Below are 20,752 nucleotides of genomic sequence, written 5' to 3' on the forward strand. Positions count from 1 at the left end.
ATCTAAGCCCGATCCTTTATCGGGTAAAGGAGAAACACCGATGAAGAATGGTCTTGAAGATGTCGTCGCAGCAGAAACGCAGCTCTCGGATGTCGATGGCGAAGCCGGCCGGCTGATCATCCGCGGCGTCTCGCTGGATGATCTCGTCGCCGACAGCAGCTACGAGCGCACCGCGACTTTGCTGCTCGATGGCCTGATGCCCGAAGCGCTCGATGAAGCTTCCCTGACGCGGCGTCTCGGCGAAGCACGCGCCGATATATTCCGCCATGTCGAAACGGCCGACGCCACGATCCTGGCGCTGCCGCCGGTCGATGCCATGCGCGCCCTGCTTGCGCGCCTGCCCGATGGCGAAGGCAGCGCTGTCGCCATCCGCCTGATGGCGGCATCCGCCGTATTCCTCCCTGCAGTTCTGCGGCTGCAGCAAGGCCGGACCCCGATCGCGCCGGATCAAAAGCTTTCCCAGTCTGCCGACATTATGCGGATGCTCAACGGCACGCCTCCGAGCGGTGAACAGACATCGGCCCTCGACGCCTATCTGGTCACCATCTCCGACCACGGCCTGAATGCCTCGACCTTCGCCTCGCGCGTCATCGCCTCGACCCAGGCCGGTCTCACTTCCTCAGTGCTCGCGGCAATCAGTGCCCTCAAGGGCCCGCTGCACGGCGGCGCGCCGGGGCCGGTGCTGGATATGCTCGACGCCATCGGCCAGGCCGGAAACGCCGAGGCATGGCTTGGCAATGCGCTCGACAAGGGCGAGCGGTTGATGGGGTTCGGCCATCGCATCTACCGCGTCCGCGACCCCCGCGCCGACGCCCTGAAAAACGCGCTGAAACCACTGACAGCGGCCGGACAGGTTGATAGCGCCCGCGTGGCGCTGGCCGAGGCCGTCGAAGGCGCGGCACTTTCGATCCTCAAGCGGCGCAAGCCGGATCGTCCGCTTGACGTCAATGTCGAGTTCTATACGGCGCTGCTCCTGGAAACATTGGGCTTCCCGCGCGAAGCCTTCACCGGCGTCTTCGCCATTGGGCGCACGGTCGGCTGGATTGCTCATGCGCGCGAGCAGGCGCTGCAGGGGCGGCTTATCAGGCCGCGCTCGGTCTACGTCGGTCCCTTGCCGAAAGCGGCGTAAGACAGGTGGCCCGGCGCTATGACGCCGGGCCGCTTTTCTCAAGTGCCTGAATCGAGCCCCAGGAAGCCGCCGGACTGACGCGACCAGAGGCGCGCATAGATGCCGTCCTGTCTCAGCAGCTCCTCGTGGCGGCCTTCCTCGACGATCCGGCCCTGATCCAGCACAACGATCCGGTCCATCCGGGCGATGGTCGAGAGCCGGTGGGCGATGGCGATCACTGTCTTGCCCTCCATGAAGCCGTAGAGCGTATCCTGGATGGCCGCTTCCACTTCCGAATCGAGCGCCGATGTCGCTTCATCAAGGATCAGGATCGGCGCGTTCTTCAGGATCGCCCGCGCCAGCGCGATGCGCTGACGCTGCCCGCCGGAGAGCTTGACGCCGCGTTCGCCGACATGCGCGTCATAGCCGGCACGGCCTTGCTGATCGCGCAGGCCAGGGATGAAGCTGTCGGCATGCGCCTTGGCTGCCGCCGCCTCGATCATCGCCTGCGGCAGGTCCTCGCGGCCGTAGGCGATGTTGTCGCGCACCGAGCGATGCAGCAGCGCGGCATTCTGCGCCACCATGCTGAAACGGCTGCGCAGGCTTTCCTGCGTAACGGTGCGGATATCTTGGCCATCGACGCAAATCAGCCCGCTCTCGGCTTCGAAAAAGCGCAGCGCCAGATTGACCAGCGTCGATTTCCCCGCGCCTGACCGGCCGACCAGCCCGACCTTCTCTCCCGCCTCGACCTTGAGCGTGACACGCTCCAGGCCACCCTGCCCCTTGCCGTAATGATGACTGACATTGTCGAAGCTGAGCGTCCCGCCGTTCGGCCGCAGTTCGCCCGCATCCGGCGCATCCGGGATATCGACCGTTTGTGCGATGATCCGCAGCTGATCGCGTGCGGCACCCATATGGTTGAACAGCGAGGCAACGGCATCCAGCAGCCATTCGGCCATGGCGGTGATCCGGAAGCCGAGGGCCAGTGCGGCAGCGACCATGCCGAGCGGCGCATTGCCGTTTTGCCAAAGCAGGATCGAATAGCCGATCAGGCTGACCATCAGCAGGCTGCTCAGAAACACCATGCTGCTGTTGACCGTCACCTCGAGCTTTTGCGAGGCGATGAAGGCCCGGCGGGCGGCATCCAGATTTTGCCTGCTGTCGCGGTCCTCGTCCCGCTGGCGAGAGAAGAGCTTGATCGTGTCGATGTTGGAGAACGTATCGACCAGCAGGCCGGACAACGCTGAGTCCGCCTCCTGGAAACGCTCCGAGGCCAGCCTGACACGCGGAATGACATAGGCCATCAGCGCGAAATAGAGCCCCACCCACACCAGCATCGGAATGATCAGCCTGATATCGACGAATGCCATCAACCAGATCGACCCGGCGATATAGATCGCCACGTAGAAGATGGTGTGGAGGAAGCAATAGGCTGCACCGGTGGCGCTGTTGCCGATCTCCTGGACGCGTGCAGCGATGCGCCCTGAGAAATCGTTCTGGAACCAGCCGACCGATTGGCGCTGGACATGACGAAGCGCCCGCCAGCGGATCATTGTGACGGCATTCGGCTTGAAGACGATGTCGTCGAGCCCTTCGCAAAACAGCGCGGCAACCGGGCGGATGACCAGCAAAAGAAAGGCGGCAAACAGCAACTCGCCGCCGTGCCGCGCCCAGAGCTCGTCGGGACGGATTGCCGCCAGTATATCGACCAGCCGGGCAGAATAGCCGATCAGCCAGACTTCAAGGATCGCGCCGACGGCGGTCAGAGCCAGACTGGCGGCGGCGACGTGGCGGAGCGGTTTCAGTGTGTTGAAGATGAATGGCCAAACCCTATCGGGCGGCGTCTCTTCGGCATAGGTTTGGAAAGGATYGGTCAGCTTTTCGAAGCGACGAAACATGAAGGCCCTCCATGGGGCAGGAAATGTCGTTTGATGGTGGACCGAACATGCCAGCCCGAACGGCACGGCTTGTTCAGCTGTGGTTTTTGGTGCCGTTGGTTTTCATCAAACAATCTCCCCATGAGACGCTTCGCGCCGGTCAAACCGGCGGATAGCGGATTCTCTACCATCTTTGGCTGCGTCTGTGAAGACAGGAACCCTCTCAGCGCGAATTCTGGACTGGGCTTCGAACATAGCTAGCAAGTTGCTGCTGCGACTACCGGTATGCGGACGAAGCACCCTTGGGCGATTTCAGCCAAACAGGGAAGCTCAAGCTATGCCGAGAAACAGCGCTAGTGAGCGCGTGATCGAGATCATCGTCTCCTCGCTCAGCCGCCCGAAGCTTTGGCCGATACGGTTGCGGCGGACGGTCATGGTCTTGTCGATCATGACTTGCGATGATTTCCGCAGCCCGTTCGTCTCGTCCGGATGGACAGTCACGCGCAGCAAGGAAGCATCGACAAGGGTTCCGGAAATCAGCAGCAGCGTCACGCTGTCCGTTGTGTCGAAGTTGTCGGCCTGGATAATCACCGCGGGGCGAGGCTTTCCGAAGTCTCCGGCGAGCGCGACGGTCACGAGATCGCCGCGGTTCATTCTTCGGTCAGGTCCATGTCGGCGAGCGCAGCATCCATGAAGCCGTGGAGATCGGGATCACCAACATCCGCTTGCGCGACGACTGCCGACTGACGGCGGCATTCTTCGGCAAAGCCTGGCAAGCGTGCGTCAGGAACCCATATCTGAACCGGGCGCAGACCCGCGGCCCTGAGGCTATCGCGGCGCTTTTTCACGCGTGCACTGACGTTCGAAGGCATTGCCGTCTCCCTGTTACATGTAACATGGAGACGGCAGCCGGTGCTGTCAAGTTTTGACGTTTTGTCTGCCTAGACCAGACGGCTCTGCTCGGTCGCCGCTTCAATGAAACTGGCAAAGAGCGGATGCGGGTCGAGCGGGCGCGACTTCAGTTCCGGGTGGTACTGAACGCCGATGAACCACGGATGGCCAGGATATTCGACCGTTTCCGGCAGCACGCCGTCGGGCGACATGCCGGAGAAGACCAAGCCGCAATTTTCCAGGCGGTCCTTGTAATCGACATTGACTTCGTAGCGGTGGCGGTGGCGCTCGGAAATATCCGTCGAGCCATAGATATCGGCGATCTTGGTGCCCTTCTTCAGGGCCGCCTTGTAGGCGCCGAGACGCATCGTGCCGCCGAGATCGCCGGCCGCCGTGCGCTTCTGCAGCTCGTTGCCCTTGACCCATTCGGTCATCAGGCCGACGACAGGTTCTTCGGTCTTGCCGAATTCGGTCGACGAGGCCTTCTCGATGCCTGCCAGGTGACGAGCGGCTTCCACGACTGCCATCTGCATGCCGAAGCAGATACCGAAATAGGGAACGTTGCGTTCGCGAGCGAACTGTGCCGCCTTGATCTTGCCTTCCGACCCCCGCTCGCCGAAGCCGCCTGGCACCAGGATGCCGTGAACCTTTTCGAGATAGGGTGCCGGATCTTCCTTTTCGAAGATCTCCGACTCGATCCATTCAAGGTTGACCTTGACGCGGTTGGCGATACCGCCGTGATGCAGCGCCTCGATCAGCGACTTGTAGGCATCCTTGAGGCCGGTGTACTTGCCGACGATCGCGATCGTCACTTCGCCTTCAGGCGTCCGGATACGGTTGCAGACCTCATCCCAGGCGTCGAGGCGCGGCTTCGGTGCCGGTTCGATGCCGAAAGCGGCCAGCACTTCGTTGTCGAGGCCTTCCTTATGGTAGGCGATCGGCACGTCGTAGATGTTAGCAACGTCGAGTGCCTGGATGACGGCAGACGGGCGAACGTTGCAGAACAGCGAGAGCTTGCGGCGCTCGGCTTCCGGAATTTCGCGGTCGGCGCGTACCAGCAGGATATCGGGATGAATGCCGAGGGCCTGCAGTTCCTTGACGGAATGCTGCGTCGGCTTGGTCTTCAGCTCGCCGGCTGCCGGGATATAGGGCATCAGCGTCAGGTGAACGTAGATCGCGGTGCCGCGCGGCAGGTCGTTTCCGAGCTGGCGGATCGCTTCCATGAACGGCATCGCCTCGATATCGCCGACCGTGCCGCCGATTTCGCAGATGACGAAATCGTAGTCGTCATTGCCCTCGATGACGAAATCCTTGATCTCGTTCGTCACGTGCGGAATGACCTGGACGGTGGCGCCGAGGTAATCGCCGCGGCGTTCCTTGTCGATGATGTTCTTGTAGATGCGGCCGGTGGTGATGTTGTCGGTCTTGGTTGCCGAACGCCCCGTGAAGCGCTCGTAGTGGCCGAGATCGAGATCAGTTTCCGCGCCGTCGTCGGTGACGAAGACTTCGCCGTGCTGGGTCGGGCTCATGGTGCCCGGGTCCACGTTCAGATAGGGGTCGAGTTTGCGAAGCCGCACCCGATATCCACGGGCCTGCAGCAACGCTCCGAGAGCCGCGGCCGCAATTCCTTTACCGAGAGAGGAAACCACGCCGCCAGTGATGAATACGTATCGCGCCATGGGAGTCACCGGATACCTTTTCAAAAACGATTCCACCAGCCCAAAAATTCTTTTCCAGAACTTTTGGTGCCAGCGTGAAATCTGAACAAAAGAAAACCGGCAGACCCTTTGGCCTGCCGGCGGTTTATTCGCTGACCGGTTTATTGTCCGGTCGGTACGCCGCCCGGCTGGGCCGGGGTGGCGGGAGTAGCAGGTGCTGCGGCCGGTGCGCTGGCGGCGGGAGCCGTCGCGGCAGGTGCCGGAGCCGTTGCAGCAGGCGCGGATGCAGCCGGGGCCGGAGCCGCGGGTGCTGCAGGAGCCGGAGCGGCAGCGCCGCCATTCGGAACGCCGTTGCTGGCAGGCTGATTGGCCGGAGGCTTGGCCGCGCCGCCACCCAGCGAATCGAGAATGCCGTTGCCGGCGCCGCTCGTAGCCGGAATGCGGTTCAGGATATCCGTCGGATTGCCCTGGTAACGCGTCAGGATGCCGAGGCCGAGCGACGTGATGAAGAACAGCGTCGCCAGGATCGCGGTCGTGCGGGTCAGCGCATTGGCCGTGCCGCGCGCCGACATGAAGCCGGAACCGCCGCCGATGCCGAGGCCGCCGCCTTCCGAACGCTGGATAAGCACGACGCCGACAAGCGCCAGCACGATCATGAGGTGGATGACAATCAATACGGTCTGCATGGGTCCAGTCCTGCCCGCAAGGCGGGCATCCAATAAAATCTGGCGCTCTTTACATGAGGCAATCGCCTATTCCAAGCCCTTAGCTCAGATTTAGGCAGTGAGTTCCGTGTATGCGCCGTAGATGGCGAGGAAATCCGCCGCTTTCAAGCTCGCGCCGCCAATCAGTGCACCATCGACATTGGCGACACCCATCAACTCTTTGGCGTTGGACGGCTTGACCGATCCGCCATAGAGGATGCGAACCTTCGTGCCCTCGGCACCGAAACGCGCCGTCAGCTCGCTGCGCATGAAGGCATGCGCCTTCTCGACGTCATCGACGGTCGGCGTCAAACCCGTGCCTATTGCCCAGACGGGCTCATAGGCGATCACGGTGTTTTCGGCCGTCGCAGTGTCAGGCACCGAGGCGGAAAGCTGGCGCTTGATGATATCGAGCGTCTGGCCGGCCTTGCGCTCGTCGGCGGTCTCGCCGATGCAGATGATGGCGGTCAGGTCGGCAGCGAATGCAGCCTCGGCCTTGGCGCGCACCAGATGATCGGTCTCGGCATGGTCGGTCCGACGCTCGGAGTGACCGACGATTACATAGGTGCCGAAGCAATCGGCAATCATTTCCGCCGAGATGTCACCGGTATGGGCGCCGGACGGCTTCTGATGGCAATCCTGCGCGCCGATCGCCAGCGGGCTGTCGGTGCAGAGCGCCGTCGCCACGTAGAGCAGCGTTGCCGGCGGGCAGATTAGTGCTTCGACCTTCGAGGAGAGCGGGCCTTTGACACCTTCCGAGATCGCCTTGATCTGGTCGAGAGAGTCGCGGGTACCGTTCATTTTCCAGTTCCCCGCCACGAGCGGACGCACGTCAGGTGTCATGCCAAGCCTTCCACATTTTTCCGGTATTCTGCGGCCTTAGCAAAAGCAGCAGCGAATGAAAAGCTTTCCGCCCCTTACGTAAGGGAAAAAGACGGTTTAGCGCTCAAAATGCTTAAAATCCGCTCGCTGGACTGCCTAGGAAGCAAGAATCCAGTTCAGCACCTTGCGCCAGTCGATCATCCGGATCGGCGTCCCGTGATTGCCGGTGTCGAAGAGCGTGAAGCGGGTCGGGTACTTGGACTTGTAGAGCGTTTCGAACAGCCCCTGCTGGTCGGTGGCGGCATAGACAGGATCGCGGCTGCCATGGGCGAAATACATCGGCAGCTTGGCCTTGTAGAAGGCGCTCTTGGTGAAATCCGGATCGGTGACCCCGCTCATGATCAGCATGCCCTTCAGCCGCTTGACGCTCGCCGCATCCCGCGTCACGCCCCAGCAGATCTGGCTGCCCATAGAGGCGCAGGTGAGAATGACAGGCTTGCCGCCCGACTTCTCGCTGGCGTAGCGGATCAGCTCGACGATGTTGGCAACGCCGTCGCTGTCGAAGGTCTTGACGGTCGGCGAGTAGTAGACGCCGCCATTGCCCGCAACGAGGTTCTTCACCCGGTTGAAATTGCCGCCGAAGGTGAAATCGTTGGCGCCAAGCCGACGCGTGCCATCGCGGCCATGGATGAAGATCACCGTGAAGGCCGCATTCTCAGCCGGTCCCACCCTGGTGACATCGATCCGGTGTCCGTCGAGAGAGAGCGTTTCCTCCTGCTGCAGCTTGCGGATGCCGAGCGAGACATATTTCTGCTGGACGCGCTGTTCCGGGATCTGGTCGCGCCCGTTGATGTCGCGCATCTCGTCATAGCTGATCGTCTCGAAGGCGCCGTTGTCGGAGGTCTGGAGCACTGTTTGTGCCGAAAACAGCTCGTCCTTGTACGGCGGCAGGACGTCGGCTGCGGAGGCATTCAGCCCACCGGACAGCAAAAAGGCCGTAATTGCGGTGACAATCATGCAATGACTTGTGGACATTTTCATGCGAGCGCTTTCCTCAGAGATAAGTCCGCTTGCCATTCCGCGCCCGGCAACGCAAACCAATTCTAGAGAATTCCGCCAAATCGGGTGGCGTCGCGTAACGAGGCGATTTCTGGCAAAATCTGCCTGATTCGCAAACGTGACATCAAATGCGGTGATTTTGGGTCCAGCCCATGCGGACGGGCTGCCCAAACAGGATTGAAGATCTGAACGATTCCATGGATGACAGCAACGACCTCTTCGCCGGAATGCCCCTCGCGCCTAAGCAGGAGGAGCCAGCAAAGCCGGCTGCGCCTGCGGAAAAGCCCGTCGTGGCAGCACCCGCCGCTTCCGCCCGCCCCGGCCCCGCCTCATCCACATCGGATGATTACGGCGCCTCGTCGATCCGCGTTCTCGAAGGCCTCGAGCCGGTGCGCATGCGTCCCGGCATGTATATCGGCGGCACCGACGAGAAGGCGTTGCACCACCTGTTTGCCGAAGTCATCGACAACTCGATGGACGAAGCTGTTGCCGGTCACGCCAATTTCATCGAGGTCCATCTCGATATCCAGGGCTATCTGACGGTCAGCGACAACGGCCGCGGTATCCCGGTCGAGAACCATCCGCAGGTTCCCGGCAAATCGACGCTCGAAGTGATCATGACCAAGCTGCATGCCGGCGGTAAGTTCGACGGCAAGGCCTATGAAACGTCGGGCGGTCTGCACGGCGTCGGCGTCTCGGTCGTCAACGCACTGTCCGACGATCTGGAAGTCGAGGTCGCCCGCAATCGCAAGCTCTACCGCCAGCGTTTTTCGCGCGGGCTGCCGCAGGGTGGGCTCGAGGAGCTTGGCGACGTTCATAACCGGCGCGGCACCCGCGTCCGCTTCCATCCCGATCCGCAGATCTTCGGCGATCATGCCAAGTTCGACGCGGGCCGCGTGTTCCGCATGGCGCGGTCGAAAGCCTATCTCTTCGGCGGCGTCGAAATCCGCTGGAGCTGCGATGACGGCATTCTGCCTGAGGGGTCCGATGTCCCGAACAAGGCGGTCTTCCATTTCCCCGGCGGCCTGAAGGACTATCTTCAGGCAACGATGGGCAAGGACTTCACCGTCACCCGCGAGATCTTTGCCGGCAAGACGGAGAAGGCCAGCGGCCACGGCTCGATGGAGTGGGCGATCACCTGGTATGGCGGCGATCCCCAGCTTCATTCCTATTGCAACACCATTCCGACGCCAGAAGGCGGTACGCATGAGGCCGGGCTGCGCATTGCTCTGACCAAGGGTCTGAAGGCCTATGGCGAGTTGACGCAGAACAAGCGTGCTGCGCAGATCACCACCGACGATGTGATGATCTCCGCGGTCGGCATGCTGTCGATCTTCATCCGTGAGCCTGAGTTCGTCGGCCAGACGAAGGACAAGCTCGCTACCGTCGAGGCCCAGCGCATCGTCGAAAACGCTCTGCGCGACCCCTTCGACCATTACCTTGCCGACAATCCCAACGAGACAGCCAAGCTGCTCGACTGGGTGATCGAACGCGCTGAAGAGCGCCTTCGCCGCCGCAAGGAAAAGGAAGTCAACCGCAAGACCGCCGTGCGCAAGCTGCGCCTGCCCGGCAAGCTCGCCGATTGCTCGCAGAACACCGCCCAGGGCGCCGAACTCTTCATCGTCGAAGGTGATTCGGCAGGTGGCTCCGCCAAGCAGGCACGCAACCGCGCCAATCAGGCGATCCTGCCGCTGCGCGGCAAGATCCTCAACGTCGCCAGCGCCGGGCGCGAAAAGCTCGGTGCCAACCAGCAGCTTTCTGACCTTGTCCAGGCGCTCGGCTGCGGCACCCGCTCGAAATACCGCGAGGAAGACCTCCGCTACGAACGCATCATCGTCATGACCGATGCCGATGTCGACGGCGCGCATATTGCTTCGCTGCTCATCACCTTCTTCTATCAGGAAATGCCGGAGCTCGTGCGTGGCGGTCACCTCTTCCTTGCCGTGCCGCCACTCTACAAGCTGACGCAAGGTGCTAAATCGGCCTATGCGCGCGACGACAGACACCGCGCCGAGCTGATGGAGAAGGAATTCAAGGGCAAGTCGAAGGTCGAGATCAGCCGGTTCAAAGGTCTCGGCGAAATGCTGCCCGCCCAGCTCAAGGAAACGACCATGGATCCGAGCAAGCGCACATTGCTGCGCGTGCTGATCGATGAGATCGATTTCGAGGGCACCCGGACGGCGGTCGATGATCTCATGGGCACCAAGCCGGAAGCCCGCTTCCGCTTTATCCAGGATCGTGCGGCTTTCGCAGAAAACCTCGATATCTAAGAGGCAGTCGCCAAGAGAGTTTTGAAACAGCGCGACGGATTTGCTCCGCCGCGCTGTTTTCGTTTGGCGTTCTGCCATCCTTTGCGATTTCTCGTTGAGCGGCGCGCATCATCTTTTCGCTGACGGTCAACACTCTGGCAGGAAATTGCCGTCACACTGGCTTCAGCACAAAGCGCTATGCCAACCGCGGCATGGTCCTTGGCGCTGCCGGAGCAACTGGCATTTCCTGGCCGAAATGCTTGCGTCCGGTGGCACGATGGCCCATATCCGTGGTTGAGAAGAAAAGCAGGGAACGACGTGAGCCTCTCGAATAAAAACAAACTGCCAGGCGAGCCGCGGTGGCTTGGTCCCTCCGCACATGCCCGCACGCCCCTTATTCCATCGATATCAGCCGCACGCTGGCTCCTGATCCTGATCGTCGCCGCCGGCGTCTATTTCTTCTACGGATTCGTTGTCCCGGTCCTGGCAGCCCTCGTCATCGGCTTTGCCAGCTGGCCGCTCTATCGCAAGCTGCTCTCCCGCGTCGGCGGCAACACCACCATCGCCGCGACCATCGCCATCATCCTGATCATCACCTTCCTGGTCATTCCGATCGTCTTTGCCATCACCTATACGACGGGCGAAGTCCGTGAATGGGTCGCCTGGGCGATCCGCGCCAACCGGATGGGCGCCCCCACCCCGCAGTGGATCCTCGCCCTGCCCTTTGCCGGTCCCTATATCGATGAACTCTGGACGAAATATATCGGCACGCCGGGTTCGATGGGCGAAGTCATCCAGGCCGTCAGCGGTGCCAATATCGGCAATATCTACCGTGCGGTGCTGGCAGCTGGCGGCGCATCGTTCCATCTGCTGTTGACGCTGCTTTTCATGCTGATCGCGCTGTTCTTCGTCTATCGCGACGGCTCGTCCTTCTCCAAGCAGATCGACATGCTCGGCGAGCGCATCCTGCCGAATCGCTGGGAGCGGATCTCCCGCGTCGTTCCGGCAACCATCAGCTCGACCGTGATGGGCATGACGCTGATCGCCATCGGTGAAGGCATCGTTCTCGGCATCGCCTATTGGATCGCCGGCGTGCCCTCGCCTGTGACGCTTGGCGTATTGACCGGCATCATGGCACTGATCCCGGGTGGCGCGCCGCTCTCCTTCACGCTGGTATCGATCTATCTGGTCGCCAGCGGCTCGCATGTCGCCGGCGCCGGGCTCTTCATCTGGGGCAGCGTCGAACTCTTCATCGTCGACAAGACACTGAGGCCGAAACTGGTCGGCGGCCCGATCAAGCTTCCCTTCCTGCCGACTTTCTTCGGTCTGGTCGGCGGCGTGAAGACCATGGGCTTCCTCGGCCTCTTCATCGGTCCGGTGCTGATGGCCCTGCTGGTCGCCATCTGGCGCGAATGGATGCATGAGGTCCGCACGGCCGATCAGGGCGGCACCGGACCCGAAATCATCATCGACGAGCAGGCGCCGCCATCGCAGCGCGCGGCAGCCGAGGGCTGATCAGCCGAGCCGCTTTTCCATGAACAGACTGAGCGGATCCGGCTGGTATGAGCCGAAAGGCTCGATCTCGACATAGCCGTACTTGCGGTAAAGGCCGATCGCCTCGGGCTGGCAGATGCCGGTTTCAAGCCTGATCGCCTTTAGTCCGCTCTTCGTTGCCTGCTCCTCGAGCTTTCCATCAGCCGGCTCGCTGCCCTAAGGCCGCGCGCCTCGGGATCGACGAACATACGCTTGATCTCCGCCGTCCCATCGCCCGCTTCGACAAGAGCTGCGCAGCCGACGGCCACACCGTCGTTACGCGCGACGAAGAAGCTCACCGAAGGCTGCTCCAGCGTCGAGAGATCGACGAGATGGTTGCTCTCGGACGGATAGAGCGAACCCGCATAGGCATCCGACATGTCGAGCAGGCGTATGATTTCAGGCTGGCGCGGCGTTTCGAGGGTGATGGTCACGAACATGGCTTCTGCTTTCCCGGTCGGCCTGCATGAAGAGATGGTAATGTAACCGCCTTTATTCCGTTGGAATTGCGACGTCTAAGATCATCAGTTTCAATAGCCAGGGATCCCGGATATGCAAGCCGTCCTCATCGCCATGACCATCTTCGGGTGCAACGATTCCGTCACCCAGTGCAATTACGTGGCGACGGTCGACAAGCATTGGCAGACGGTGGCAATGTGCGATGCCGAGTCGGAAAAGCAGCTGAAGGGTTTTACCAACGCCAAGTATCCGACGGTGATCGCCGTCTGCGAGGAACCTAAGCCCGTAGCCGCTCCCGAGACAGCAAAGCTTGAAGCGCAGGCAACAGCAACAGCTCCAGCCGTCGAACAACCGCAGCCAACCGGCATTCGCGCCTATGCTGTGCGGGTTGCCGAGCGCGTCCGCGCCGGGCTGCCAACCGGTGACGACATCAAGCAGACGCTCGTCAAGCCGGTGCATTTCGTTTCAAACGGATATTCCTGGGTCGCCCAGCGCTTTAGCCACTAGGCTGCGACAAGCGCCGCCTGCGAGGCATAGGCGCGCGCCGACTGGCGCTGCTCGGCAATATGCAGCTTCTCGACCATGTCGAGCAGTTCCTTGACGGCGTCATGGGCGCCGTGATGGCGGAAGCGTTCAAGCAGCCGGCCGCAGATCGTCGAAAGCATCGTTGCCGAAGCCTTTCGCGAAGCCTCGCGCCACAACAACGTCGCCTCGACGAAGATCGTGCTGATTTCACGCGTCAAACCGGCTGTCTCGTACAGCGCGCGAACCGCATGCATGCGGCCCGTCGCCAGGATCGAGCGGACCCGTTTTTCGCTGCAGCCCGTCAGGTTGACGACGGCGCCTGCGAAGAAATCGACCTTTCCCGAGCACAGCGCATGCATCAGGAAGGATGGCGTCAGATGGCCGTGGACGCGCAGATGCTCGACCAGGTCGTCGATCTCGCGCGGCTGAATTTCGCCGGCGATCGACACGACGGCAGACTGCGTCGCTTCGCGGCTGATCCGCTGCAAACGGTTGAAGCCGATGGCGGCCTGGACGAGCGGCAGCGCTACCAGCGCATCGCTGACATGCTGCGTCAGAAGCTGGCGGGCATCGGCCGGCAAACTGTCGCGATCGAGCAGCAGATTGCGGATATCGCAGCAGCCACCGAGCCTTTCGGCGATACGCTTCAGCGAATGCGGTGCAATCGAGGCGCCCTCGTTTTCAAGCAGGCAGAGCACGTCCTCCTCGCCACCGATCTCGGCAAGCGCCGCAGAGACGGCGCGCGACAAGCTGCTGCGCGCTGCGATCAGCATCCGCGTCACCTCGCTGCCCCGTCCTGCGAGATCCACGAGATCGGCATCGGTCAGCAGCGGCGAGCAGGTAACGGCATGGCAGGCAATTTCGGGCTGATCTTCGGCCAGCGCCAGGATCAGCGAGCGCGGCGCTTCATCCGACCAGGCGATGGCTTCCGCGAGAGCGAGGCGGACTTTCGGCGACGGATCGTCGAGCAGGAAGGTCATCGCCATCTCGGCGGCCTTGCGCTCTTCCGGCTGCATCTCGGATTGCAGATAGGCCCGGCCAAGGGCGCTGGCCGCTCGTGCCCGGTCTCCGGACTTGGCGGTTTCGACCCAGCGAAGGAATGCCTCTACAATCACCATCACGCCCCAACCTGCGGAACGTGATTCCTTCACGCTCCTCTTGTTCTGAGAACGCTACCGGCAAATGGTTTATGATTGGTTCACCATATTCATTAACCCCTGTGCGCAGGGCACAAGCGCATCACGGCGTCTTCGGCCGCATCATTTCGAAGACATCGCTGCCTTCCGCATAGTCCATGTATCCCATGCGGGCCACCGGCCGGGCGATCGACATGTCGAGGCGGCCTTCGCGGATGATCGTCTCGTCGATATGGATGCCGACCACCTCGCCGAGCACCATGACATTCTCGGACGGCTCGCCGGACAGCCCCTTCGGCTGGATGATTTCGGTCACCTTGCATTCCAGAACCGCAAAGGCTTCCGCGACATAGGGTGCGTCGACGATCTCTCCCTGCAGCGCCGTCAGCCCCGCTAGCTCGAACTCGCTGGTTCCGTAGGGCACGGCCGCCGATGATACATTCATATGCTCGACCAGATGGCGGCTGACGAAATTGCAGGTGAAGACGCCGGTATCGGCGGCATTCTTGTAGCTGTGCTTGCGCCCGCTGGAGGAGAACATCACCAGCTTCGGACGGTCGGAAATGGCGTTGAAGAAGGAATAGGGGCCGAGATTCAGCGAACCATCCGTCCCCTTCGTCCCGATCCAGCCGATCGGCCGCGGCGACACGATCGCCTTGAAAGGATCACGCGCCAGGCCATGCTTGTTGGCGTCCGTCCGGTAGAACATCAGTTCTCTCCACCGACCCAGGTGACGGTTTCCGTCAGTTCCGGGCGCGGCCGCTCGACCGGCGGAAATTCAGACGACCCCATATGAATGAAGCCGGCAACCTTCTCGCCCGGCTGCACGCCGAGCAGCGGATAGGCGCGTTCGTCGAAGGCGAACCACTCGGTCAGCCAGTTCGCCACCCAGCCATGCGCATTGGCGGAGAAGATGACGTTGAGGCACAGTGCACCCGCCGACATCACCTGCTCCCATTCCGGGATCTTGAAATGCGGCCCGGCCTTGCTGACGATCGCGACGACGACAGGCGCACGGGTGAAGCGGGTGCGCTCGACCTGGATCATCTCGTCCGATAGTTCAGGCTTGGCCTCGAGGGCGAGCTTCAGCAATTCCTCGCCGATCCGCACGCGCTCCTCGCCGCGATAGACGATGAAGCGCCATGGCGCCAGCTTGCCGTGATCAGGAACGCGCGACGACAGGCGAAGGATTTCCTCGATTTCGGCCTTGTCGGGACCTGGCTCGCACATCTGGAATGCAGGAATGGAACGGCGCACGTTGAGGTAATCGATCAGCTTGATATCGGATTTCATGCGGGAGAAACTTTCAATTTCAGGACTGTAACGGGGATGGGTCTTGAATTTGCCATCGGGTTGGTCTTGAAGTGGCCCCTGTGATTTCTAAAGTCAATCGGTCCAGGAAACTCATGACCGGCATTTTGCCCCTTGCGCGGATAGCCCTTGCGCTTGCACTGGTGATCTCCTCGCCGTTTTCGGCAGGCGCGCAGGATGCATTCAAGGACTTCAAGCAGCTCGACACCACGGCCAAGATGCCGAAGCTGAACGCTTTCATCGCCCCCGGCACGACGCCGCCGGGCGCGCTTCTGCATGAAGTGCCGATGGAGGCAAAGCTGACGGCCGACGGGCAGCCGGTCGAAGACGGCCTTTCCTGGTACGTCTTCAGCCCGATCGCCGGTGCCGACGGCAAGCTGCCGCTGATCGCCAGCGCCAAGGGTGGTTCCGCCGCGTTCCAGCTGGCGCCCGGTGATTACTTCGTCAATGTCTCCTTCGGGCGCGCCGGCGTCACCAAGAAGGTCAACGTGCCCGAGAGCGGCGCGGTCGATAAGCAGGTCATGGTGCTCGATGCCGGTGGTCTGCTGTTGAATGCGGTATCCGGTTCCGACGTCCGCATCCGCCCGGATCAGCTGAGCTTCTCGATCTATTCCTCCGAGGTCCGTGACGACGGCGAGCGTGGCCTCGTCATGGCCGATGTATCGCCCAATACCGTCGTCCGCCTGAATGCCGGGACCTATCACGTCGTCTCCGAATATGGCGACGTCAATGCCGTCATCCGCGCGGACATCCAGATCGAGGCTGGCAAACTGACGGAAGCAACGATCCAGCACCGCGCGGCGCAGATCACCTTCAAGCTCGTCTCCGATGCCGGTGGCGAGGCAATCGCTGACACCGCATGGTCGATCCTGACGGCCGCCGGCGACAGCGTCGGCGAAAGCGTCAGCGCCTTCCCGACCATGGTGCTTGCCGAAGGCGAATATTCCGCGGTCGCCCGCAACAAGGACAAGATCTATCAGCGCGACTTCAAGGTCGAAGCCGGCAAGAACACCGACGTCGAAGTGCTGATGAAGGACGTCCAGCCACAGGAGCCGGACAGCGCCGCAACAACCGTCCAGCCTGAGTCGCAGCCCTCTGCGGCAGGTGAGCCGCCGCATAAATCGGCGCAGGCGCCTCTGCCGTCCTACGACCAGCTGGTTCCGAACAGCGGATCGGACGGCGCAGACGCGGACTGATTGGCCGCTCCCCTCCTCTGAACGGAGCATTCCCCTCGCCCATCCCGATGACCGGCGCATAGCCCGCGCGCAGAACACCTGCATCCGATTAGGCGAATGGAAGCCCGAAGGTGGACATGCGATTGTTGCGCGTGCGGAGGGGTTCCGTATCGAGAAGTCATGCCGAACGAAGGAGGTGTCCCATGCGGACCATCTGCGCGGCATTGACGATGTGTATCGCGCTCGCGCTCTGTGCGCCGAGTGTCAAGTACGTCAGTTTGCCCGGATATGCCTTCAAGACCGACCCGAAATGCATGCGGACGGTATCGAAGGCCAAGTTTGACCGCAAATGCGACTACCCGAAACTGGGGATCAAGGATTTCACGCCGCCAAGCGTAACCGTTCTCGGAATATGAATGTCAAAAGGGGCGGCCCTCTCGCGAGAGCCGCCCCTTGATCTGTTTTGTTTCAGCGGGAAACGATCAGGCAGCCTTGGCCTTTTTCGCTTCGATCTTGCGGCGAACATCCGGCGGCGTCGCTTCCCAGGTCAGGCTCTCGATCGCCTCATCGAGCGTCATCGAGGTCTGCTCCTGGCTGCCGAGGCGGCGGATGTTGACCGTCCGCTCTTCGGATTCCTTCTTGCCGCAGACGATGATCACCGGAACTTTCGTAACGGAATGTTCGCGGACCTTGTAGTTGATCTTCTCGTTACGGAAGTCGGTCGAAACGTTCAGACCGGCCTCGCGCAGCGCTTCGGCAACTTCCGCGCCGTAGCCATCGGCTTCCGACGTGATCGTCGCGACGACGATCTGCTGCGGCGCGATCCACAGCGGCATGTGGCCGGCGAAATTCTCGATCAGGATACCGAGGAAGCGTTCCATCGAGCCGCAGATGGCGCGATGGATCATCACCGGCTGCGTCTTCTCCGAATTGCTGTCGATGTAGAAGGCGCCGAAACGCTCCGGCAGGTTGAAGTCGACCTGCGTCGTGCCGCACTGCCATTCACGGCCGATGGCGTCCTTCAGCGTATATTCGAACTTCGGCCCGTAGAAAGCACCCTCGCCCGGCAGAATGCCGGTCTTGATGCGTCCCTCGGACTGCGCCTCGATCGTCTTCAGCACGTCCATCATCACGCTTTCGGCGCGATCCCAGAGGGCATCGGTGCCAACGCGCTTTTCGGGGCGGGTCGAGAGCTTGACGACGATCTCCTTGAAGCCGAAGTCCTCGTAAACCGAGAGGATCAGGTCGTTGATCCTGAGGCATTCCGAAGCCATCTGCTCGTCGGTGCAGAACACATGCGCATCGTCCTGCGTGAAGCCGCGGACGCGCATCAGCCCGTGCAGCGCACCAGACGCCTCGTAGCGATGCACGTTGCCGAATTCGGCAAGACGGATCGGTAGCTCGCGATAGGATTTCAGGCCATGCTTGAAGATCTGCACGTGACCGGGGCAGTTCATCGGCTTCAGCGCGAAGATCCGGTTGTCGGCTTCCTTGTCTTCAGGATGCGTGAAGGCATAGGCCGACTTCACCGCGAACATGTTCTCCTGATACCAGCCCCAGTGACCAGAGGTTTCCCAGAGCGAGGCGTCGAGAACCTGCGGCGCGTTGACCTCCTCATAAGTGCCGGCCAGACGGCGGCGCATGTAGGCGGTCAGGGTCTGGAACATGCGCCAGCCCTTGCCATGCCAGAAGACGACGCCCGGGCCTTCTTCCTGGAAATGGAACAGGTCCATCTCGCGGCCGAGCTTGCGGTGATCGCGCTTCTCGGCTTCGGCGAGGATATGCAGGTAGTTGTCGAGCTCTGACTGCTCGGCGAAAGCCGTGCCGTAGATGCGAGAGAGCATGGCGTTGTTGCTGTCACCGCGCCAATAGGCGCCGGCAACCTTCATCAGCTTGAAGGCGTTGCCGATCTGGCCGGTGGAGGCCATATGCGGACCGCGGCAAAGGTCGAACCATTCGCCCTGATTGTAGATCTTCAGATCCTGTCCTTCAGGGATCGCATCGACAAGCTCGACCTTGTACTGCTCGCCCTTGGCGGCGAAGACTTCTTTCGCCTTCTCGCGCGACCACACCTGCTTGGTGAAGGGCGCATTTCTGGCGATGATTTCCTTCATCTTCTTTTCGATCTTCGGCAGATCGTCGGGCGTGAAGGGCTCGTTCTTCGCGAAGTCGTAATAGAAGCCGTTCTCGATCACCGGACCGATGGTGACCTGCGTGCCGGGCCAGAGCTCCTGCACGGCCTCGGCCATGACGTGTGCTGCGTCGTGGCGGATGAGTTCCAGCGCGCGCTCGTCATTGCGGGTGATGATCTCGATCTTGCCCGTAACAACGGGATCGGAAAGGTCGCGCACAACGCCGTCGATCGCAATGGCGACGGACTTCTTGGCAAGCGACTTGGAAATGGATTCGGCAACCTCGCGCCCGGTCGTACCGGCAGCGAAATCGCGCACATTGCCATCAGGGAAAGTCAGGGAAACGGATTGGGACATATCGATATTCTCCTTGTCCAGTCCCGCCAACGAATGCGGGTGGTTGCAATGAAGCGCTGCGTCCGTACGCAAAGCGCTGCCGCCTGATAATCGGATTTGGCCTGTTAGTAAAGAAAAAGCAGGGCCCGTCAGAGCATCTCGGCCAGACCGCGGACGGTGTTCCAGTTGCGCAGCGTGCCCGGCCCCATGCGCTTGGTGGTCAGCGCCGAAAGCAGTTTCCATTCGCTGGGCTTGCCGGCGAAATCGATCCACGGATCGCCATCGATGAGCGCCAGACGCTGGCTGGAGTCGGCATAGGCCTTCAGCTTCTCGAGTGCCGATATGTCGAGCGGCCTGCGCATGACGCGAACGATCACCTGGCTGCCCTCGCCATCGGGAAACGGATTGGACCGTGCCAGCCGCTGCCAGCTCTTGCCGGTGCGCACGATGATGTCGACCGGCTTGCCGAACTGCGCGACGAACGCCGCCTCCAGTTTTTTCTCAATGTCACCGCTTGGCGACTCCGATGCCTCGAAGACGATATTGCCCGTCGAGACAAGTGTGCGTGGATTGCGGTAGCCGAGCGCCGAGGCCATGTCGCGCAGGTCGGACATCACTACCCGGCGGCCGGGCGCCAGGACGATACTGTGCAGCAGTCCGACGTACGTGGTCACGCGGCTTTCCGGCCGAACGCGAGATAGCGCCAGGGCGTCCACCAATGGAATCGCGGTTCCAGCTGTTCCGGTACGGGGTCGAGCCCGCTCGTGCCACCCGGCCCGCAGCGCCCGACGCGAAACAGTGTCATCCACCCGCCAGCCCACAGCCCATGACGGGCGACGGCCTCATAGCCATATTCGGAGCAGGTCGGGATATGGCGGCAGGAATTGCCGATGAAGCCGGAGAGCGTCAGCTGGTAAAACCGGATCAAGCCCATGCCGGCAAGCCTGCCGGGCGTTTTCGGAAAGTTGCCTGCATAATTGCGCGAGAAGCGTTTGGCCTTCTGCGGAGCAGGGGCCGCGCCGCCCTCGTCTTCGTCGTCATGCTGCAGGGAGCAGAACTCGCACATCGCCTCAGGCTTCCACCATCTCGGCGCGCTTCGCCTCGATCTGGCCGATGGCATCGACGACGGCGTCGAAGGTCAGCATCGTCGAGGCGTGCCGCGCCTTGTAATCCCTGACCGGGCGCAGATAGCGCATTTCCTCGAAGCGGCCCTCGGGTCCGTCGCCATCGGCCTTCAGCATGTCGAGCATATCCTGGCGCGCCTTGCGCAGTTCGCCTGCGGTGGCGCCGACGACATGGCGCGCCATGACCGACGAGGACGCCTGCCCGAGCGCGCAGGCTTTGACGTCATGGGCGAAATCGCTGACGGTATCGCCATCCATTTTCAGCCAGATCTTCACCTTCGAACCGCATAGCTTCGAATGCGCTTGGGCGCTGGCATCGGCGTCCTCGAGGCTGCCGATCCGCGCAATATTGCCGGCAAATTCCAGGATTTTGCTGTTGTAGATCTCGTCCATGGTCAATTCCGCCCCAGATCGCTGTGGACCGGCTCATTCGGTGGTCATTGTATCTTAAACAAAAAACGCACCGTCTCGTGTTAGCATACTTACATGAAGACGCTGTCTTCCTATATGTATGTCGTTCGAGGGCCATGAAAAAGCAATGGCCTCCGGTAAGATTGATTGGGAAACCGTGCCGGATGGGCGACGCCCTGAAAGCCCCGGAGCCTGCCAAAGGTGCAACATTCCTGACAGGGGATACCAGTTGGCGAGTCCGA

The 20,752-nt window shown here is 61.7% G+C and carries 20 protein-coding genes and 1 pseudogene; 6 read left to right on the forward strand and 15 right to left on the reverse strand.

Features of this window, described 5'->3' with window-relative positions:
* Positions 1-40: 40 nt before the first annotated feature.
* Positions 41-1,129 (forward strand): citrate synthase/methylcitrate synthase, encoded by a 1,089-nt coding sequence (locus AC1DNK_RS19545; protein ID WP_477942931.1) that lies wholly within the window; start codon positions 41-43, stop codon positions 1,127-1,129.
* 38 nt (positions 1,130-1,167) lie between these two features.
* On the opposite strand, the gene AC1DNK_RS19550 is transcribed toward AC1DNK_RS19545, so the two are convergent.
* The 7 genes from AC1DNK_RS19550 to AC1DNK_RS19580 form a co-directional block, all read right to left on the reverse strand.
* A complete protein-coding gene (locus AC1DNK_RS19550; protein WP_477942933.1) occupies positions 1,168-3,006 on the reverse strand; it encodes an ABC transporter ATP-binding protein in 1,839 nt (612 codons plus the stop codon).
* A gap of 309 nt (positions 3,007-3,315) precedes the next feature.
* A complete protein-coding gene (locus AC1DNK_RS19555; protein ID WP_477942935.1) occupies positions 3,316-3,639 on the reverse strand; it encodes a type II toxin-antitoxin system PemK/MazF family toxin in 324 nt (107 codons plus the stop codon).
* Positions 3,636-3,857, reverse strand: coding sequence for an antitoxin MazE family protein (locus tag AC1DNK_RS19560; RefSeq protein WP_477942937.1), 222 nt, complete (start codon positions 3,855-3,857; stop codon positions 3,636-3,638). The genes AC1DNK_RS19555 and AC1DNK_RS19560 overlap by 4 nt, the downstream gene beginning before the upstream one ends.
* 69 nt (positions 3,858-3,926) lie before the next feature.
* Positions 3,927-5,555 (reverse strand): CTP synthase, encoded by a 1,629-nt coding sequence (locus AC1DNK_RS19565; protein WP_477942939.1) that lies wholly within the window; start codon positions 5,553-5,555, stop codon positions 3,927-3,929.
* Positions 5,556-5,695: 140 nt separating this feature from the next.
* Positions 5,696-6,220: a preprotein translocase subunit SecG gene (gene secG / locus AC1DNK_RS19570; protein WP_477942941.1), complete on the reverse strand. Its 525-nt coding sequence runs from the start codon at positions 6,218-6,220 to the stop codon at positions 5,696-5,698.
* Between the two features lie 90 nt (positions 6,221-6,310).
* Entirely contained in the window at positions 6,311-7,081 is a 771-nt protein-coding gene (tpiA, locus tag AC1DNK_RS19575) for a triose-phosphate isomerase (RefSeq protein ID WP_477942943.1), read from the reverse strand.
* Between the two features lie 135 nt (positions 7,082-7,216).
* A complete protein-coding gene (locus AC1DNK_RS19580; RefSeq protein ID WP_477942945.1) occupies positions 7,217-8,101 on the reverse strand; it encodes an alpha/beta hydrolase in 885 nt (294 codons plus the stop codon).
* Positions 8,102-8,316: 215 nt separating this feature from the next.
* Here AC1DNK_RS19580 and parE point away from each other — a divergent pair, with 215 nt between their 5' ends.
* Both parE and AC1DNK_RS19590 read left to right on the forward strand, forming a co-directional pair.
* Entirely contained in the window at positions 8,317-10,389 is a 2,073-nt protein-coding gene (gene parE, locus AC1DNK_RS19585; protein WP_477942947.1) for a DNA topoisomerase IV subunit B, read from the forward strand.
* Between the two features lie 297 nt (positions 10,390-10,686).
* Positions 10,687-11,883 carry an AI-2E family transporter gene (locus tag AC1DNK_RS19590; protein WP_477831491.1) on the forward strand — a complete coding sequence of 399 codons (1,197 nt, stop codon included), beginning with the start codon at positions 10,687-10,689 and terminating at the stop codon, positions 11,881-11,883.
* Here the strand turns inward: AC1DNK_RS19590 and AC1DNK_RS19595 are convergent.
* Positions 11,884-12,341: pseudogene (locus AC1DNK_RS19595) on the reverse strand (GNAT family N-acetyltransferase).
* Positions 12,342-12,453: 112 nt separating this feature from the next.
* Between AC1DNK_RS19595 and AC1DNK_RS19600 the strand changes: the two are divergent.
* Positions 12,454-12,867, forward strand: a complete 414-nt coding sequence (locus AC1DNK_RS19600) for a hypothetical protein (protein ID WP_477942949.1) — start codon at positions 12,454-12,456, stop codon at positions 12,865-12,867.
* On the opposite strand, the gene AC1DNK_RS19605 is transcribed toward AC1DNK_RS19600, so the two are convergent.
* From AC1DNK_RS19605 to AC1DNK_RS19615, 3 genes are all read right to left on the reverse strand, one after another.
* A complete protein-coding gene (locus AC1DNK_RS19605) occupies positions 12,864-14,003 on the reverse strand; it encodes a DUF2336 domain-containing protein (RefSeq protein ID WP_477943139.1) in 1,140 nt (379 codons plus the stop codon). The genes AC1DNK_RS19600 and AC1DNK_RS19605 overlap by 4 nt on opposite strands.
* Positions 14,004-14,124: 121 nt before the next feature.
* Positions 14,125-14,730 (reverse strand): flavin reductase family protein, encoded by a 606-nt coding sequence (locus AC1DNK_RS19610; protein ID WP_477942951.1) that lies wholly within the window; start codon positions 14,728-14,730, stop codon positions 14,125-14,127.
* On the reverse strand, positions 14,730-15,314 hold the full coding sequence (locus AC1DNK_RS19615) for a nitroreductase family protein (RefSeq protein ID WP_477942953.1): 585 nt from the start codon (positions 15,312-15,314) through the stop codon (positions 14,730-14,732). The genes AC1DNK_RS19610 and AC1DNK_RS19615 overlap by 1 nt, the downstream gene beginning before the upstream one ends.
* A 113-nt stretch (positions 15,315-15,427) precedes the next feature.
* Between AC1DNK_RS19615 and AC1DNK_RS19620 the strand changes: the two genes are divergently transcribed.
* Positions 15,428-16,528: a hypothetical protein gene (locus AC1DNK_RS19620; RefSeq protein ID WP_477942955.1), complete on the forward strand. Its 1,101-nt coding sequence runs from the start codon at positions 15,428-15,430 to the stop codon at positions 16,526-16,528.
* Positions 16,529-16,710: 182 nt separating this feature from the next.
* Entirely contained in the window at positions 16,711-16,923 is a 213-nt protein-coding gene (locus AC1DNK_RS19625; protein ID WP_112387345.1) for a hypothetical protein, read from the forward strand.
* A gap of 66 nt (positions 16,924-16,989) precedes the next feature.
* Here the strand turns inward: AC1DNK_RS19625 and thrS are convergent, their stop codons facing one another.
* From thrS to AC1DNK_RS19645, 4 genes are all read right to left on the reverse strand, one after another.
* Positions 16,990-18,996 carry a threonine--tRNA ligase gene (gene thrS / locus AC1DNK_RS19630; RefSeq protein ID WP_477942957.1) on the reverse strand — a complete coding sequence of 669 codons (2,007 nt, stop codon included), beginning with the start codon at positions 18,994-18,996 and terminating at the stop codon, positions 16,990-16,992.
* Positions 18,997-19,124: 128 nt separating this feature from the next.
* On the reverse strand, positions 19,125-19,649 hold the full coding sequence (locus AC1DNK_RS19635) for a DUF1697 domain-containing protein (RefSeq protein ID WP_477942959.1): 525 nt from the start codon (positions 19,647-19,649) through the stop codon (positions 19,125-19,127).
* Positions 19,646-20,041 carry a membrane protein insertion efficiency factor YidD gene (yidD, locus tag AC1DNK_RS19640; protein ID WP_477942961.1) on the reverse strand — a complete coding sequence of 132 codons (396 nt, stop codon included), beginning with the start codon at positions 20,039-20,041 and terminating at the stop codon, positions 19,646-19,648. The genes AC1DNK_RS19635 and yidD overlap by 4 nt, the downstream gene beginning before the upstream one ends.
* 4 nt (positions 20,042-20,045) lie before the next feature.
* Complete coding sequence (locus AC1DNK_RS19645) at positions 20,046-20,492, reverse strand: iron-sulfur cluster assembly scaffold protein (RefSeq protein ID WP_477942963.1); 447 nt, start codon at positions 20,490-20,492, stop codon at positions 20,046-20,048.
* Positions 20,493-20,752 lie beyond the last annotated feature (260 nt).

Source organism: Rhizobium sp. 01N424, from assembly GCF_056399485.1.

Excerpts from the sequence above, each read along its gene's own strand:
- AC1DNK_RS19600 (WP_477942949.1), top strand. The coding sequence starts at position 12,454 with ATGCAAGCCGTCCTCATCGCCATGACCATCTTCGGGTGCAACGATTCC.
- thrS (WP_477942957.1), bottom strand. The coding sequence starts at position 18,996 with ATGTCCCAATCCGTTTCCCTGACTTTCCCTGATGGCAATGTGCGCGAT.
- AC1DNK_RS19545 (WP_477942931.1), top strand. The coding sequence starts at position 41 with ATGAAGAATGGTCTTGAAGATGTCGTCGCAGCAGAAACGCAGCTCTCG.
- AC1DNK_RS19560 (WP_477942937.1), bottom strand. The coding sequence starts at position 3,857 with ATGCCTTCGAACGTCAGTGCACGCGTGAAAAAGCGCCGCGATAGCCTC.
- AC1DNK_RS19645 (WP_477942963.1), bottom strand. The coding sequence starts at position 20,492 with ATGGACGAGATCTACAACAGCAAAATCCTGGAATTTGCCGGCAATATT.
- AC1DNK_RS19565 (WP_477942939.1), bottom strand. The coding sequence starts at position 5,555 with ATGGCGCGATACGTATTCATCACTGGCGGCGTGGTTTCCTCTCTCGGT.
- AC1DNK_RS19625 (WP_112387345.1), top strand. The coding sequence starts at position 16,711 with ATGCGGACCATCTGCGCGGCATTGACGATGTGTATCGCGCTCGCGCTC.
- AC1DNK_RS19580 (WP_477942945.1), bottom strand. The coding sequence starts at position 8,101 with ATGAAAATGTCCACAAGTCATTGCATGATTGTCACCGCAATTACGGCC.
- AC1DNK_RS19615 (WP_477942953.1), bottom strand. The coding sequence starts at position 15,314 with ATGAAATCCGATATCAAGCTGATCGATTACCTCAACGTGCGCCGTTCC.
- tpiA (WP_477942943.1), bottom strand. The coding sequence starts at position 7,081 with ATGACACCTGACGTGCGTCCGCTCGTGGCGGGGAACTGGAAAATGAAC.
- AC1DNK_RS19555 (WP_477942935.1), bottom strand. The coding sequence starts at position 3,639 with ATGAACCGCGGCGATCTCGTGACCGTCGCGCTCGCCGGAGACTTCGGA.
- AC1DNK_RS19620 (WP_477942955.1), top strand. The coding sequence starts at position 15,428 with ATGACCGGCATTTTGCCCCTTGCGCGGATAGCCCTTGCGCTTGCACTG.
- secG (WP_477942941.1), bottom strand. The coding sequence starts at position 6,220 with ATGCAGACCGTATTGATTGTCATCCACCTCATGATCGTGCTGGCGCTT.
- AC1DNK_RS19605 (WP_477943139.1), bottom strand. The coding sequence starts at position 14,003 with ATGGTGATTGTAGAGGCATTCCTTCGCTGGGTCGAAACCGCCAAGTCC.
- AC1DNK_RS19610 (WP_477942951.1), bottom strand. The coding sequence starts at position 14,730 with ATGTTCTACCGGACGGACGCCAACAAGCATGGCCTGGCGCGTGATCCT.
- parE (WP_477942947.1), top strand. The coding sequence starts at position 8,317 with ATGGATGACAGCAACGACCTCTTCGCCGGAATGCCCCTCGCGCCTAAG.
- yidD (WP_477942961.1), bottom strand. The coding sequence starts at position 20,041 with ATGTGCGAGTTCTGCTCCCTGCAGCATGACGACGAAGACGAGGGCGGC.